The 16,647-nt window shown below is 32.6% G+C and carries 8 protein-coding genes; 6 read left to right on the top strand and 2 right to left on the bottom strand.

All coding sequences use genetic code 11. The features are described from left to right. Positions 1-78: 78 nt before the first annotated feature. Positions 79-1,134, top strand: a complete 1,056-nt coding sequence (locus MN581_RS06025; protein ID WP_241699402.1) for a LacI family DNA-binding transcriptional regulator — start codon at positions 79-81, stop codon at positions 1,132-1,134. A 26-nt stretch (positions 1,135-1,160) separates the two neighbouring features. Continuing rightward, on the top strand, positions 1,161-2,822 hold the full coding sequence (locus MN581_RS06020) for a protein O-GlcNAcase (protein ID WP_241699401.1): 1,662 nt from the start codon (positions 1,161-1,163) through the stop codon (positions 2,820-2,822). A gap of 14 nt (positions 2,823-2,836) precedes the next feature. Here MN581_RS06020 and MN581_RS06015 read toward each other — a convergent pair whose 3' ends face one another. Continuing rightward, the gene (locus MN581_RS06015; RefSeq protein ID WP_241699400.1) at positions 2,837-5,023 is read right to left on the bottom strand and encodes a GH92 family glycosyl hydrolase; all 2,187 of its coding nucleotides are present in this window, start codon (positions 5,021-5,023) and stop codon (positions 2,837-2,839) included. A gap of 122 nt (positions 5,024-5,145) precedes the next feature. Next, positions 5,146-6,462, bottom strand: coding sequence for an APC family permease (locus MN581_RS06010; protein ID WP_347247404.1), 1,317 nt, complete (start codon positions 6,460-6,462; stop codon positions 5,146-5,148). 187 nt (positions 6,463-6,649) lie between these two features. Between MN581_RS06010 and MN581_RS06005 the strand changes: the two genes are divergently transcribed. The 4 genes from MN581_RS06005 (at position 6,650) to dinB (ending at position 16,231) form a co-directional block, all read left to right on the top strand. Next, entirely contained in the window at positions 6,650-10,216 is a 3,567-nt protein-coding gene (locus MN581_RS06005) for a PD-(D/E)XK nuclease family protein (protein WP_241699398.1), read from the top strand. Then, a complete protein-coding gene (gene addA / locus MN581_RS06000) occupies positions 10,209-13,955 on the top strand; it encodes a helicase-exonuclease AddAB subunit AddA (RefSeq protein ID WP_241699397.1) in 3,747 nt (1,248 codons plus the stop codon). Before MN581_RS06005 ends, addA begins: the two co-directional genes overlap by 8 nt. A 66-nt stretch (positions 13,956-14,021) precedes the next feature. Next, complete coding sequence (locus MN581_RS05995) at positions 14,022-14,867, top strand: DUF975 family protein (RefSeq protein ID WP_117973200.1); 846 nt, start codon at positions 14,022-14,024, stop codon at positions 14,865-14,867. 242 nt (positions 14,868-15,109) lie between these two features. Next, entirely contained in the window at positions 15,110-16,231 is a 1,122-nt protein-coding gene (dinB, locus tag MN581_RS05990; protein ID WP_117973199.1) for a DNA polymerase IV, read from the top strand. Positions 16,232-16,647: the final 416 nt, after the last annotated feature.

The raw sequence follows: 16,647 nt of genomic DNA, 5'->3' as shown, positions 1-16,647 counted from the left end.
AGTGCTTCATCATATTTTTTATTTTGATATATATGGTATGATGTACAATGAAAATAAGGAGTCAGGAGTGGGGAAGAGATGCCAAAGCAGCCATTATATAAAAAAATATATCAAGAATTAAAAAAAGATATACTAACTGGCGTGTACCAAGAAGAAACGCAAGTACCAACAGAATTAGAATTATCTGAAAAATATGATGTTAGTCGGATTACGTCTAAGCGAGCACTAATGGAACTTGAAACAGAAGGACTAATTTATCGAGTACGAGGAAAAGGAAGTTTTGTCAAAAAACGTCAAGAAGTAGCACAGCAAGAAAAAAATAATACCTTACTGTTTGTTATGCCGTTTGCTCAAAACGAGGGGTTAGGAAATTATGCAGAAGGAATACTTGCCTCACTTAACGCATCAGATTATCGTTTACACATGCAATCTCATGATTGGTTACAGACTGAGGATGCTCTGTATTTATCAAGTGACTATGCGGGAGTGGTTTATTACCCAATTAATATGCAAGAAAGCATTGATTTTTTATACCAATGTCAGATGCAACAGCTACCAGTTGTTTTATTAGATAAACAAATCGAAAAAATTCATTACCCTTGCGTTGTGGCAGATAATGAATCTGGTGGCTCTCTTGCAACAAAAGAGTTAATCAGTAAAGGCTATGATGAGGTTATTTTTGTTAGTGGGACGGGTCTAACAGAAAGTTCATCTGTTCGTGATCGTTACATGGGCTATTTATCAGCAGTTTATGAGGCCTCTTTAATACCTCAACATATTGTGAAAACCCCTTTACAAACTATGGACCAGTTCTTTAAGTCAGTCTATGACGTTATTTGTTATAACAAAAAAGAATCTGTTGGTTTAGTCTGTGAAAATGATATTGTTGCTATTAGATTAATGACGTATTTAAAACAACAAGGCATGGATATTGGAGATGAAATTGGTATTATTGGGTTTGATAATATTCAAGCCACACAATTAGTTGATCCACCTTTGACAACTATTGCACAAGATTTCTATCGTATGGGGGAAGTCGCTGGAGAGCTGTTATTAAAACAGTTAAACGGAGAGCCAGTTGACTCATTAGTTAATGTGATTCCTGTTTCCATTATTCCAAGACAAAGTACATAAAAGAATAGTAGAAAAGAGATGACCATATGATGATAGACCAAACGTTGAAAGTATTAGCTGAATATGATGATGTGGTGTTTACAAAACAATATCATGTAGTAGAAGATAAAAATATATCAATGACTTTTTCAGGAACGTTTTTTCGATTTGAAAGTTTAGACAATTGTTTTGACCAGTTCAATTTAGCTCATCCATTTATTTTATGGGAGAAAGAACACGGAGAATTTCAAGTAAAGCATCGATTTAACAGAAACTTATCAAATGATGGCTTTATGTTATCTATCACGGAAGATAAGACAATTTTGATTGACAGTCGCACGATGAACGGTTGCCGTTTTGCTATCGAATTATTACAAAGATTGATTGTTAAAAATAAAAGTCAATTATTTCTACCGATAGTAAAAGTGACACATACTCCGTCATTTGAAGTGAGGGGAGTAATCGAAGGGTTTTATGGTATTCCGTGGTCACATGAGATGAGAAAAGATTGTCTTACTTTTTTATCTTCAAAGAGAATGAACACTTATATGTATGCCCCAAAAGATGATGAGTATCAACGAAAACTTTGGCGAGAGTTATATTCCAAAGAGAAACTAGATGAGTTTAGAGAGTTATTAAATCTATCAACAGCTAATCGCATTGACTTTTGGTATATGATAAGCCCAGGAAATGACTTGAATTATTTAGATAACACAGATTTATCCGTGTTAAAACATAAATTGAAACAAATGGTGCAATTAGGTGTGACACATTTTGGGTTATTAATGGATGATATTGCTTATGAATTAAGTGATGATGTGAAGAAAAAATTTAAAACAAGTGCTCAAGCGCATGCGTATTTGATGAACGTTGTTTATGATTATTTAGTAGAAGAGATCCCTTATGTTAAATTTGCTGCGTGTCCAACAGAATATGATAATCACTATGATTCCCCTTATTTAGAAGAATTGACAAGATTGTTACATCAAGATATTCCACTATTTTGGACAGGACCGACAACACTATCTCGACATATTACGACTGAAGATATAAAAAAAATGTCTGATATTTATCAACGTCAGATGATTATTTGGGATAATGTACCAGTTAATGATTTTGAACAAGATAATGAATTAATTTTTTTAAGTCAGTATAGCAATCGAAGTAAACAGTTATCAGATAATCAGTATAATGTATTAGGAATTGTACTCAATCCAATGGCCCAGTGGGAACTCTCTAAAATAACAGTTGGACATAGTGCAAAATATATGTGGCAAACAGATCGAGCAAATGATTTAGCGATGTGGCATCAAGTATTACAGGAGTATGGTCAAACAAAAGAGAATGGTCGAGCATTAGATATTTTATCAAAACATTTTACCAACAGACATCTTGAACCAAGCATACCAGTAGAGTGGCAGCAGTTAGTAAAGCAACAAGATATTGATGCCTTGACAGATATTTTGAAAGAATTAAGTCAAGCGGTTGAAACACTGAAAAAAATGAACAATCCTAACTTTTTGATAGAGATTAAGCCTTGGTTTGAAAGAGTGATGTTAGAAGACCAGTTATGGCAAGCAATGATATCAAAAAATAATAAAAAAGCACATACTCTGTATCAGGAGTTAATGACTAAAAAACATCGTGTGGGAAGTCAGATACCTATTATTTATTATGAAACCTATCTAAAAAAATCTAGCGGAGAATAGTTCCGCTAGATTTTTTATGTTAATGAGAAAGGTAAATCAGTTTCTGTGTAGTGTTTAATTGGTGGAACTAAGCATAAGTCAAACTCTATGTTTCCACCTGTCATTAAATCATTATGTGTAAAGAAGAGGTGGTTGTAAGGTTGATTATTTCTCAAGATATTTTTTGAATAGTGATATTGTGGGACATTATTGTTTGTCTGAATGGTTAAGTCATTGCCATTTGATAAATGAATCACCGCTTTATCAACAATAGGAATACCTATGACATATTCACCACTACCTGGAGTCACAGGATAAAACCCTAAACTGTTCAAGACAAACCAAGCACTCATGCTACCGTTATCTTCATCTCCTGGATAGCCATCAAATCCTAATTTAAAGGCTTTTGATAGTAATTCTTTTACAATGTGTTGGGTAGTTGGTAGTTCTGCAATATAGTTAAATAAAAATGGCAGATGGAAACTAGGTTGGTTAGAAATGGCAATTTGTCCAAAATCAATGGCTGCCATCTCACTCATTTCATGAATTTCAAACCCGTAGCCATCAACATCAAAAATAGGGTAAGTATTGCACAAATCCGTGATGATTTCTTTAAATCGATCTTTTCCACCAAGTGATTGAATCAATCCACCAAAGTCATGATATGCAGCAAAACTATTTTGATAAGCACTTCCTTCAGCATAATCACGTCCCCAAGCGTAAGGATTAAAAGGTGTTCTTGGTTGTCCATCTTTATCTTTTGAACGTAAGATACCATAGTCAAAGTCAATTAAGTTTCGATAATTAAGTGATTGTTTAGCATATTTTTTTGCCAAGTCTTTATCATCTAACAACTCAGCCACTTGTGAAATACAAAAATCACTATAAGCATAATCTTGAGTGTGGTTGACGCTTTCGTGATAGTGATTTGGTACATAGCCATAAGTTAGATAGTCAAGTGTACCAGATCGACCATAATTATCCTTTCCACTAACGGTTGTGGCACTTTTTAACATGGCTTCAAGGAAATCAGGCATCTTGTCTGTGGCAATATGTTTTACTGCAGCGTCAGCGATGACAGCATCAATCAATGTGCCAGGCATTAAACCTCTTTCATCAGGAGAGAGCCATTTGGGTAAATAGCCACTATTTTTGTACGCATTATAGAAACCTGCCAGCATTTTTTCATATTCTTCTGTTGCGATAAGTGAATACAGAGGGAAAAGCGAACGACAAGTATCCCAAAAACCATTATTAGTATAATAATAACCTGATTTAATGGTTTTACTTAACGTGTCATAGTGAATTGGTTGGTTGTCTTTGTCTAATTCGTACCACGTTTGTGGGAATAAAAAACAACGGTACATCATTTGATAAAATAGTGAAATTTTCTCCTTACTTTTGTCGCTCACTTCAATTCGATTGAGATAATTTAGCCATTTATCTGCAGCTAGATTTTTATGTTCCTCAAAAGTATGAGGTAATTCGCGTTCTAGATTGAGTGTCGCTTGTTCTTGACTAATAAATGATGTCGCAAGTTGTACATCAAGCACTCCATCAGAAGCTAATTTGTCAAATGACAGATAAAGTGTTTCTTCTTCTCCTTTGTAGTGAGTTCCTAAATCAATCATGTGATTATGTTCTTGGTATTTTAAAGACTCAATGTTTGTAGAAAAAGAAAGGTCGATATACATTTTTAACTTTTTATCTTCACAACCAGCTATATTAGAAATATAGCCAGTTAAATGATTGTTTTTAATGGTGAGTGATTTAATACCAGGAGCGGTAAAAAGCATTCCGGCCGTCATATCTTTTCGGTTAAAGGTAAATCTTATATGTGCACCATAAGTATGCGCTGTCAATTCTGTTAAGATACGATGCCTTTCAGAATAAATCGATAGATAATGTGGTTGAAAAGTTGCTTCTTCAGGTCGATAAGATCCTTGGTTAAAAAATAAATCAGTGGAATTTATAGCTCCTGATACAGGTGAAAGTAATAAATGAGAAAAGTCCCCCATCCACGGACTTGGTTGATGGGTTAAACGAATGCCTTGGAAAGTATGATCTCTTGGATGAAACCACCAACTCCCATTTTGATGTGTGGTTTGCGGGCAGAAATAATTCATTGCAAATGGCACACCGGTATAAGGTAAGGTATTCCCACTAGAGTAGCTATGTTGATTAGCTGTCCCGTGACGTGTATCGATGTTTGAAAGTAACATTTAAACTCTCCTTTGATATATCATTTTTATTTTATTTTTATATGATATATCATAACATTTTGATTGAGAAATAAAAAGAGGGTATAAAAAAAGAAACGAAAAAAATCGTTTCTTTTTTACTGTTATATCATATTGTTGGATTGATTTTTTCTAAAGATGATATAACCAAATAAACAAAATAAAAAGCAAATTCCAAAAGAGATAAATTCAAAGACTGGATTATTATAAAATCCACCAAATAAAATAATTAATCCCCCAAGGATTGCTAAAATAGGTGAAATAAGTCCCGTAAAGGTTTCTTTAATGTCTTTGTCTAAATAAAGTTTAATGACTTTAAAATAAAGTGCGATGTACCACAAATAACCAAACACAATCGCAATTTCACCAATGTCACCCAATCCCATTAACTGGAAGTATTGTGTGATGTAGTGAATAATAAACCAACCGCAAGAAGTCAATAAGGCAATAATAGCAGACTGACTACCTAATTTTTTTTGATGATAATTATCTACTATTTTTTGACTATTTGGTAACATATTTTTTGTTGCTAAAGCATATGGCATGCGGATATGTCCCAAAGTAACCCCATTTATTACCCCAAATAATGCTACAAGGATGAATAATAAAATAATTTTTTGACCAATATTGCCAAATAGCATGTCACCAATTTTCATAACAGCCCCTTCACCCATAGATAAGATATATTCGGGACCTAGAATATGTGTGAGACCTAGAAAATAGGATAGATAGACAACTAGAACGATAATCGGACCAAAACATAAGGCTTTTTTCATCGTTTGACTACCACCTTTGACTTCATGTGAGATGGATAAAGCAATAGGCCATCCATCATAGGAAAAAGCCATAGGAGCAAGTGCTGCTAACCATCCAAGACCAACATTTGTTGGTTCAACTAATGGAACAGTTGGTGGAACGACAGGTGTTTCTTTTGACCAAAACAATGCGATAAGCCCAATACCAAGTAAAGGAATTAGTTTAGTAATTGTGGAAATAATTTGAAACCACCCAGCAAATTGACTTGATAAGATATTCAAGCAATAAAAAAATAACATATATCCAAAACCAATTCCCATTTGATAAGTCATCGTTTGAGGTAAATTTAGTAGCATAGTAGTGTAAGTTCCAGCTGCCCATGATACCACGACACCAATGGTAGGAAAATATAAAAATGTCTGATACCAACCAAAGGCACTTGCTGTAGACTCTGAAAAAAATTCTTCAAAATAGGCAACCATTCCACCATTTTTAGTAGTACGCTGTGCTAGATTTGTGAGTGATAAACTTCCAAAAATAATACAAAGAGCTCCAATAATAAATACCAATACACCTAAAAATATGTTTCCACCAGTAAAAGCTAAAATATTTCCAACTTTGAAAAATATTCCAGATCCTACACAAATACCGATAATCATGGCAATTGCTGTGCCAAGACCATATTGTTTTTTCTCGTCGATAATAAAACCTCCATTTCAATATTAGCAATATATCATAAATAGCAAAAAAGTGAATGAAAATTTTATGAAATTTAAAAAAGTCATGAGAGAGTTTTGATGTGTGAGATATGTTAAAATAAGGAAGATAAATAAAGGGATTGAGGTGGTATGTTTGAGTCTTCAATTTATATTAAATACAGCAGACAAAGAAGTGTTAGAAGATTTATTAGGTATGTCGATAGACTGGTTAGAAAAGTCGATGCATCATGAGGTGTTTTATCTTGTGCCTAATCACGTTAAATTTGAAACGGAAATAAATGTATTGAAAAAAATGCATACGTTACCTAAATTTAGCAAACAGAAGTATATGGCAAGTATGAGATTACAAGTCTTTAGTTTTTCTAGATTGGCTTGGTATTACATGCAACAAACTAAAAGTTATCAAGCAACGAGACTAAGTGATTCTGGAAAGTTTATGCTGATAAGAAAAAGTTTAATAAGTTGTAAAGATAACTTGGTGTTATTTAAGCGTGAAGTCGATAGACCAGGTTTTATCCAACAATTGCTTGATTTATTTGATGAGTTACAACAAGGAAATGTTTCGCCATCTGATTTACAAGAAGTTGTGGAAGATATTGCAACAACTGAAAAGACCAGTCAAGAAGATTATGTCACAAAATTAATCGATATACAGTTAATTTATCAAACGTATCAAGAGATGTTAATCACTCATCATATTGCTGATAAAGAATTATTAACAGAATTAGCTGAGTATTTGAGTGAGAAAGATTTATCTCATGTTCAATTTATTGTGTCAGGATTTACTAATTTTACAGCAGTAGAAAAACAACTAATAGAAGTACTAATGAAAGTGTCTGGTGAAATAAAAATAAATTTAGTTCTTGATGAGGCACCAAAAGAAACTTCTTTAGATAGTTATCAATTGTTTTTTAATACGTCAAAAATGTATCAAGAATTATATGATGTCGCTAGAGACAATCAAGTGAAAGTATTATTTGATATTAAATGTCACTCAAAAAGTCAGACATCAATGAGTGAATTAGCACATGGGTGGCAAAATTTACAAGAGTTAGTGCCAAATAAGGTAGAAAAATCGACCGTTTTGAATGTGTTATCACTTTGGACTTGTACAGATACGTATCAAGAAGTAAAAGCTATTGGGACAAAAATTAGAGAATTAGTAGCAACAGAAGGTTATCGTTATGAAGAGATTGCCTTAATTAGTCGAGATATTGAAACATATGCTTCAGAAATTATGGCAGTGTTTGATGATATGGCGATACCTTATTATATTAATGAAGAAGAAGATATGGCAAATCACCCTTTAGTCGAATGGTTGCGCTCATTATTTAAAATAGATGAATCATTTTATCAATACCGAGATGTGATGCGCTTTTTAAGGACAGAATTATGCTTTCCAGATACTAATTTGACAGACGATTTGGAAACGTGGTCTGAAAAAATGAGTGTATTTAGACAAGCAACAGACTATACAGAAAATGTGGTGCTTGCTTATGGATATAGTGGAAGTGACTGGATTAAAAAAGAAGATTGGGTGTATGTGGCCTATCAATATAATACAGATGATGATACTTTGGATAATCAACAAGTTATTCAAGAACAATCTAATGATATCAGACGATTGATTGCGACCCATTTACCTAAGTTCTTTGAGAAATTAAAACAATCTACTACTAATAAAGAAGCTATTGTAACGTTCTATCAATTTTTACTAGAAATTGGTGTCGATAAACAGCTTCAAGCAATGCAACAACAAGAAATTGAAAGGGGACATTTAACTGAAGCAAAAAATCATGAGCAAACATGGCGAGCATTGATGGATTTATTAGATGAATATTATGATGTATTAGGTGATGATACTTTTGAATTTGAGATTTTTAAGGACATTTTACTTAGTGGTTTAGAAGGCGTTAGCTATAGTAAAGTCCCGGCTTCAATTGATGAAGTAGTGGTAACATCATTAGACAGGGTTCGAGCAAAAAAATATCGTGTGACGTTTATTTTTGGGGCAACAGATCAAGTGTTACCTAAAAAAATTGATAATAAAACACTATTAAGTAATGAAGAACGAGATGTGTTTTCTCAATTATTAAGATCAGACAGTTTTTTAAATAATAGTTTAACTGAATCAATGGCTAATGAACCATTTATCTTTTATTTGGCGTTACTGTCAGCCACAGACAAAATTATTCTTAGTGCACCTAAAAATCGTGACCAAGTCAAAGATGTTAAACTATCACCATACATTGAACAGTTAAGTCGATATTTTGCTATTCCTATTATTCATCATGACGCCATTTTAACAGCAGATGAACAGGTATTAAATTCAATTTCGACAGACAAACTATTACTCAGTGATTTGGTGAGTACTTATAGAGAGTATGACGAAAAGAAAGAAAGTGTTCCTTGGCTATTTTTACAACTAGAAAAACGTGTTCGTAAACAATTACCTGTTGAAACAAATCGTTTGTTTATGAGTTTATCGCATAAAAATATTCCCGAAACCTTAAACAATCAATCCGTTGATACATTATATGGCGAAACAATTTATGCGTCTGTTTCAAAAATTGAAAATTTCTATCAATGTCAGTATAAGTACTTTTTACGTTATGGACTTGGTATTCAAGAAAGAGAGCAGTTTGAGTTATCCCCCGCAGCAGCAGGAGAATTTTATCATGACGCCTTGGATTTATTCTTTAAGGAACTAATTAAACAGAAAATCCAACTAACAGAGATTTCAGATGATGAAGTGAAGAAACTTGCTCAAACGGTGTTACAGGAAATACTAGGAGATAAACGATTTACTATTTTGTCCACAACCAATCGAATGAAATATGTGTCGTATCAGTTAGAAAAAACCATTCAAAGAGTGTGCTTATCGCTAAAAAATCAAGCTAAACGAAGTAATATGACCCCTATCCAAACAGAAGTCTTGTTTGGTGAGTCGTTAAAACAAGCTGGATTAAATAGTTTAGAAATTGTTTTAAACAATAATAAAAAAGTAAAAGTACGAGGTAAAATTGATCGCTTGGATAAATTAGTTATTGAAGATGATGTGTATTTAAGCGTGATTGACTACAAATCGAGTAAGCATAATTTTGATTTTGTTGATGCTTATTATGGATTAGCCATGCAAATGATTACGTACTTAGATGTTGCCTTAAGTAATGCAGTAGAGTTAGTTGGAAAAACAGCTAAACCAGCTGGAGCACTATACATGCATATTAAAAATCCAGTTATCAATGTTAACGAAAAATTCTCATTAGATACGCTAGATGAACAACTACTAAAAGAGTATCAATATGATGGGTTGTTAGTAGAAGATGATGTGATTTTAGAAAAATTAGATAAAACCATTGACCCTCAGGTAAAATCGCTAGTTTACCCATACGAGCAGTTAAAAAGTGGAAAAATGAAATCATCACGATTTATCACATCAGATGAATTATCTCATTTAGTTGCTCATAATCGTGATAATTTCAAACAAGCTGGAGAAAAAATTTATGAAGGTAGCACGGAGTTAAATCCAGTCTATAAAGAACAAAAACGATTAGCTTGTGGTTTTTGTCCATATAAAAGTGTGTGTCAATTTGACGTGATGTTACCAGAAAATAATTATCACCGAATTGAGTCCTTGAAAAAAGAAACGATTATGGAAAAACTGCAACCTGAATCAAAGGAGGAGACAAATGAGTAACATAGATATTCCAGTAAAACCAGAAAATAGCCATTTTACAGACAAACAATGGCAAGCAGTGTATGACTCTGGGGATAATTTATTGATTTCTGCCTCTGCTGGTTCTGGTAAAACAACGGTATTAGTTGAGCGAGTGATTCAAAAAATTAAGTCGGGCGTTAATGTCGATGAATTATTGATTGTGACTTATACAGAAGCCGCTGCAAAAGAGATGAAACAACGAATTAAAGTAGCCATTCAAACAGCTATTACAGAAGAAGTTGATACCGCACAAAAAGAGCATTTGGTAAAACAACTGGGACTACTTCCAACAGCTACCATCAGCACACTTCATGCTTTTTGTTTACGTGTCATTCAAAGATACTATTATCTTATTCATATCGATCCTGTTTTTCGTTTATTGACTGATGAAACAGAAAATTTACTATTAAAGGAAGATGTCTGGGATGAGCTAAGAGAAGAACTATATGGTGAAGAAAGAGAAGCGTTTTATCAATTAACTGAAAATTTTTCTAACGACCGTAATGATAATGGGTTGATGGAACTCATTTTTTCGATACACTTATTTGCTCAAGCGAATTCTGAACCGGAAAATTGGTTAGATAGTTTGCTTGAAAATTATCAAATAACAGACAGCTTAGTCAACTCGCCACTCTATCAACAATACATGAAACCAGATGTATTAAATCAATTACTGTTAGCTCAAGTAACGATAGATGAGTTAGTGAATCGTTGTCAAAGTGATGAAGAACTAAAGAAAACACTAGAAACAGTCAGTGACGATAAACAATTAATTGATACATTATTATTTTTAATTACCGAAGATAGACTTGATGACTTTTATGATTATTTGATAAGCACACCATTTAAGCGTATTAAAGCGCCGTCTAAAAAAACAGCATCAGAAGAAGTTCAAGAAGAATACCAGGAAATAAAATTGGTACGAGATGGTGTAAAAGAAAGTATTGGAAAGTTAAGAAGTCAGTATTTCAAACAAAGTCCTGAAGAGATGTTAGAGATATTAGAAAAATCACAGTCAGTGGTTGAAGAGCTAATTAGTGTGACCAAGCGATTTATTAACCGATTTTCTAAAGAAAAAGAATCTCGTCATGTACTTGATTTTAACGATTTAGAACATTTGACGTTGGCAATTTTAAGAAAACAAGTTGAAGGTCAATGGGTAGAATCTGAAGCCTCTACCTATTATCGTCATAAATTCAATGAAATTTTGGTAGACGAGTATCAAGATATTAATAGACTACAAGAAACGATTTTGTATTGGCTACGTCGTCCTGAAAAACATAATGGTAATCTATTTATGGTAGGGGACGTTAAACAATCAATTTATGGGTTCCGTTTAGCTGATCCTACTTTGTTTATTGAAAAATATGAACAATTTGCGACAGAAGAAGATGGTCGTCGCATTATCCTAGCAGAAAATTTTCGTTCAAGAAGTAATGTCTTAGATTTTACGAACCTTGTCTTTACACAATTAATGGATAAAGAATTAGGGCAATTAGATTATGATACGACTGCTGAATTAATTGTTGGAAATAAGTCATTTCCTGAAAGTAAGGATTATGATACAGAGTTATTAATTTATCAAACCACATCAGAAGAAAAAAATCAGGAGTCATTAGAATTTAGACTAGATGGAAAAACAGAAGGTGAGTTACGACTTGTTGCGTTAAAAATTCGAGAATTAATTGATAAGAAATTTGAGTTGTTTGATAAAAAAGAAGAAAAAATGCGTTCAATCACCTATAAAGATATTGTATTGTTAACACCAACGAAAAAAAATAACTTAGATATCTTAGATATTTTTAAAGAGTATGATATCCCTTTAATGGTGAATGATACACAAAATTATTTTCAAGCAACTGAGATTAGAATCATGATTTCTTTACTACAACTAATCGACAACCCTTATCAAGATATTCCGTTAGCGGCTATTTTACGCTCGCCGATTGTTGGGATTGGTGAAAATGATATGGTTCTATTAAAAAGCTATGACATGACAGGCTATTATTATGACGCCTTGCAGAAATTTTTAATAGACGGAGATAAATCCAGTCAGTTATATCAAATTATCGAGACGTTTAATCAACAGTTTAATTATTGGCGTGAGTTGGCTAGAAGAAAACGATTAGTTGAATTGATTTGGCAAATATATAAAGATACCGACTTACTTGATTATGTAGCAGGACTTCCATCTGGTCTGCAACGAAAAGCAAATCTTCATGCGTTGTATCATCGTGCATCGAGTTATGAAGAGATGAGTTTTAAGGGGCTATTTCAATTTATTCGGTTTATCGAAAAAATGCAGCAAAAAAATAAAGATTTAGCGGAAGCCTCTAACATTAATGAAGAAGCAGATGCGGTTAGAGTGATGACCATTCATGCTAGTAAAGGCTTAGAATTTCCTGTTGTATTTTTATTAGATATGTCAAAACAATTCAATTTTATGGATGTTAGACAACGAAAATTTGTTTTCGATGAAGAACTTGGTATGGGAATCAAATACAAAGACATTGAAAAACGATTAGAATATGATACTTTTCCTTTCAATGTGATTAGAGAATATAAAAAACAAAAACTTTTGGCTGAAGAGATGCGTAAATTATATGTGGCGCTAACTCGTGCAGAAGAAAAGCTCTACTTAGTCGGTTCCTATAAAAGCAAAGATGATGCTTATAAGAAATGGGCAACTTCAACCAGTACTGAGCATATAGTGTTACCGACCGCAAGTAGACAGTCAACATCAAGTTTGATGGACTGGATAGGCATGTCTTTAGTAAGACATCCAGACTTTGAAACTTATTTTCCAACGAGTGATGTGGCTGTTTTACCAGGACTAAAGAAACATCCAGGTCAGTTTTCAATTCATTTTTATCAAGAAAAGGATATTCTAGCTAGACATATGGTTCAAGGAGGGCAAGAAGAAGGATTAAAAGTATCTGATGTGAAACCAAATGTTAAATTACTAAAAGAAGTAGTAGATCGCTTAAATTTTTCTTATCCTGAAAAAGATGCCACTATGACGGCAAGTTATCAGTCTGTTTCTGAGGTTAAACGATTATTTGAAGAACCTGATATGAAGGATGTACCAACACTTAATTTCTCAAAAGAGAAACAAATAAAAGCACATAGGGAAGTATTGAGTGATAGTGCTAAGCCTAAATTTATGGAAGGTGATATCCAAATTAAATCGACAGATATTGGTTCAGCAGTACATTTATTGATGCAATTGCTACCTCTTGATAAAAAGCCAACAGAACAAGATATAGAGGCACAAATAGAGACAATGATACAAAATGGTGTTTTTACAGAAAAATTAGCAGCTATATTACCTATCAATAGAATAAAGTCGTTTTTTGATACAACATTTGGCGAATATCTATTAGCACACCATGAATTTACTAGAAGAGAACAACCCTTTTCCTTACTATTACCAGCTAAAGAGCTGTATCAAGATTATGTGACTAAAGAAGAGGATACTGTATTGGTTCATGGGATTATTGATGGATTTGTCTTAACAGACTCAGAGCTTATTTTATATGATTTTAAAACAGATTATGTGCCTAAAGATGCTAGTATTGAAGAATTAGAAAAATTAAAACAACGTTATGTTGGTCAATTAACACTTTATCAATTAGCGTTAGAAGAAATTTATCAAAGAAACGTGACATCTTCTAAATTGATTCTATTAAATAGTGGAGACATTATTGATATGATATAAATGTTATTCATTTGAAAAAAAAAATGATAAAATAAGTGTCAATAAAAGGAGAGGGATGTGATATGTATGTATAAATCCTCTAAAGAACTTAAAATGCAAGCAAAAGAATCACTCAGAGGACGATGGAAAGAAGCAGTAATGTTGAATTTGGTACCATCAATCATTCAAATGATTTCAATGTTTTTTCTTACTATAATAATAGTGGTGTTTGGATTATTTATTGTCACGACGGCAAGTGACCAATCAAATTATTCAAAAATAGCGGGAGACGACTATGATAGTATTCAACATGAATATACATGGGAGGAAGACTTCGATGATGAATCACCTGCTTCAGACGTAGTAGCGGCAATTGCTTCAGTAGGATCTGCTCCATTAGCAGGACCTATATTTAGTTTTGTTATAACATTTTTAACAATTGGTATTTCATTTACTTTTTTAGATGTCATAAGGCGTGGAAAATCACAAGATATGTCGTTTAAAGAATCGTTTAGATTATTTAATGGAAATGATTTTGTTCCAGTATTATTGATTAATATTTTGACATATGTTTTCCAATACTTGTGGACTTTATTATTTATTATTCCAGGTATTGTAAAAGGATATTCTTATTCACAAGCAAACTTTATTTATAAAGATTTATCTTCATCTCGTGATACAAGGAGTATGGGCGCTACAAGTTTTATAACTGAAAGTCGTGAATTAATGGATGGGCATAAAGGTCGATTATTTTGGTTAGATATTAGTTTTATTGGGTGGTATTTTGTGGGAATGCTAACAATGGGAATAGGATTATTATGGATTAATCCATATATTAATGCGACGAAAGCAGCGTTCTATGATGATTTATCTAAAGGAAAATTTTTAGAAGAAGAAGTAATGGAAGAAGATGAAATTTGGACAAGTTTTTAAAGAATGAGATGATTCTCATTCTTTTTTTATTATATTGATACCTTAAAGTCAGATGAATTTAATGCATAAGTCGTATGATGAATGGCATACCAATTATCCCGAATTGGTTTTTGAATTCTATTTATAAGTAAAATAGAATCATTTACAACCTTCATTTCCACTAGAGCGACGGCTTTGGTGGTTTTTTGTGTCTTCGTGGTATAATTGATACGAACGTATATTCTTTTTTTGGAGGTTAGTTTATGTCAAATGGGTTAAGGTTTCCGTTAATCAATGATTTATCTCGGAAAATTATTCATATTGATATGGATGCTTTTTATGCTTCTATAGAAGAAAGAGATAATCCTAGTCTAAAAGGTAAGCCGTTAGTCATTGCCAAACACCCTAATGATACAAATGGACGCGGAGTTGTCACTACAGCGAATTATGAAGCAAGAAAATACGGTATTCATTCAGCTATGAGCGCAAAAAAAGCATATGAACTATGTCCACATGCCGTGTTTGTTTCAGGAAATCGGGAATATTATGCTGAAGTTTCTAAACAAATTCATGAAGTTTTTAGAGAGTACACTGATGTAGTTGAACCTCTTTCTCTTGATGAGGCTTACCTTGACGTAACGCTTAATAAACAAGATATTAAAAGTGCAATAAAAATAGCCCGACTTATTCAATCTAAAATTTATGAGAAAGTCGAACTAACTAGTTCTGCAGGAGTCAGCTATAATAAATTTTTAGCTAAAATTGCGTCAGATTACGATAAACCTAAAGGATTAACCGTTATACTACCGGAAGAGGCACAAAAGTTTTTGTTTGAGTTACCAATTGAAAAATTTTATGGTATTGGAAAGAAGACAATTCCATTCATGCATGAAATGGGCATATACACAGGAAAAGATTTATATGACATACCCGAATTAACGTTAATCGATTGGTTTGGTAAAAAAGGATATAGCTTATATCGTAAAGTTAGAGGAATCCATGATGATCCAGTAGAAAATAATCGAGAGAGAAAATCAATAGGTAGAGAAAGAACTTTTGGAAAAATACTTATCCAAGAATTGGATGTACTAAATCATTTAAGAGAATTGTCAGAAGAAGTTAGTCAAAAACTATTGAAAAATGAATTAAAAGGAAAAACAATCGTTCTAAAGGTAAGAACTAATTCTTATGAAACAGTTACAAGAAGGATGACATTAAATAAATATATTTGTCAAACGGAAGAAATTTATTTTTATGTTAATCAATTGTGGGAAGAATTAAATTGGATAAATAGTGGTATTAGACTAGTAGGAGTAACAATCACATCTTTAGAAAAGTCTGTTTATGAAGTAATAGAATTACCTTTATTCATTAAAAAAGGATAAATAAATAAGTAATATTGAAAAAAATAAAAAAAACTGTTGACGAATTGTGACATAATTGTTATATTAGTAAATGTCCTTGAGACACAGCTTTTAAAAAGTACAACTTTTAACATTTAGCTAATAGGATTTTTATTCTAGCGAACGAATTTTCAGAAAATTTAAAAAATTCAAAAAACTGTTGACAAGTTATTATAAACTTGTTATGATATAAAAGTTGTTACGACAACAAAGTTTAGACCTTTGAAAACTGAACAAAGTAAGACGAACCAAATGTGTAGGGCGTTTCTACTATGTAGAAACAAACCATATTTAGTGAATACAATTCGCTAGCAAGTTTTAAAACAAATGAGCTAAACATCGCAAGATGTTATCAACTTTTTATTGAGAGTTTGATCCTGGCTCAGGACGAACGCTGG

Origin of the sequence: Vagococcus sp. CY53-2, assembly GCF_022604695.1 — a bacterium.
Taxonomy (GTDB): domain Bacteria; phylum Bacillota; class Bacilli; order Lactobacillales; family Vagococcaceae; genus Vagococcus.
This window is presented reverse-complemented; position numbering and strand designations above follow the sequence as displayed.

What these genes read in the sequence shown, in the direction of transcription:
- MN581_RS06025 (WP_241699402.1), top strand. Translation starts at nt 79, where the DNA reads ATGCCAAAGCAGCCATTATATAAAAAAATATATCAAGAATTAAAAAAA.
- MN581_RS06015 (WP_241699400.1), bottom strand. Translation starts at nt 5,023, where the DNA reads ATGTTACTTTCAAACATCGATACACGTCACGGGACAGCTAATCAACAT.
- dinB (WP_117973199.1), top strand. Translation starts at nt 15,110, where the DNA reads ATGTCAAATGGGTTAAGGTTTCCGTTAATCAATGATTTATCTCGGAAA.
- MN581_RS06020 (WP_241699401.1), top strand. Translation starts at nt 1,161, where the DNA reads ATGATGATAGACCAAACGTTGAAAGTATTAGCTGAATATGATGATGTG.
- MN581_RS05995 (WP_117973200.1), top strand. Translation starts at nt 14,022, where the DNA reads ATGTATAAATCCTCTAAAGAACTTAAAATGCAAGCAAAAGAATCACTC.
- addA (WP_241699397.1), top strand. Translation starts at nt 10,209, where the DNA reads ATGAGTAACATAGATATTCCAGTAAAACCAGAAAATAGCCATTTTACA.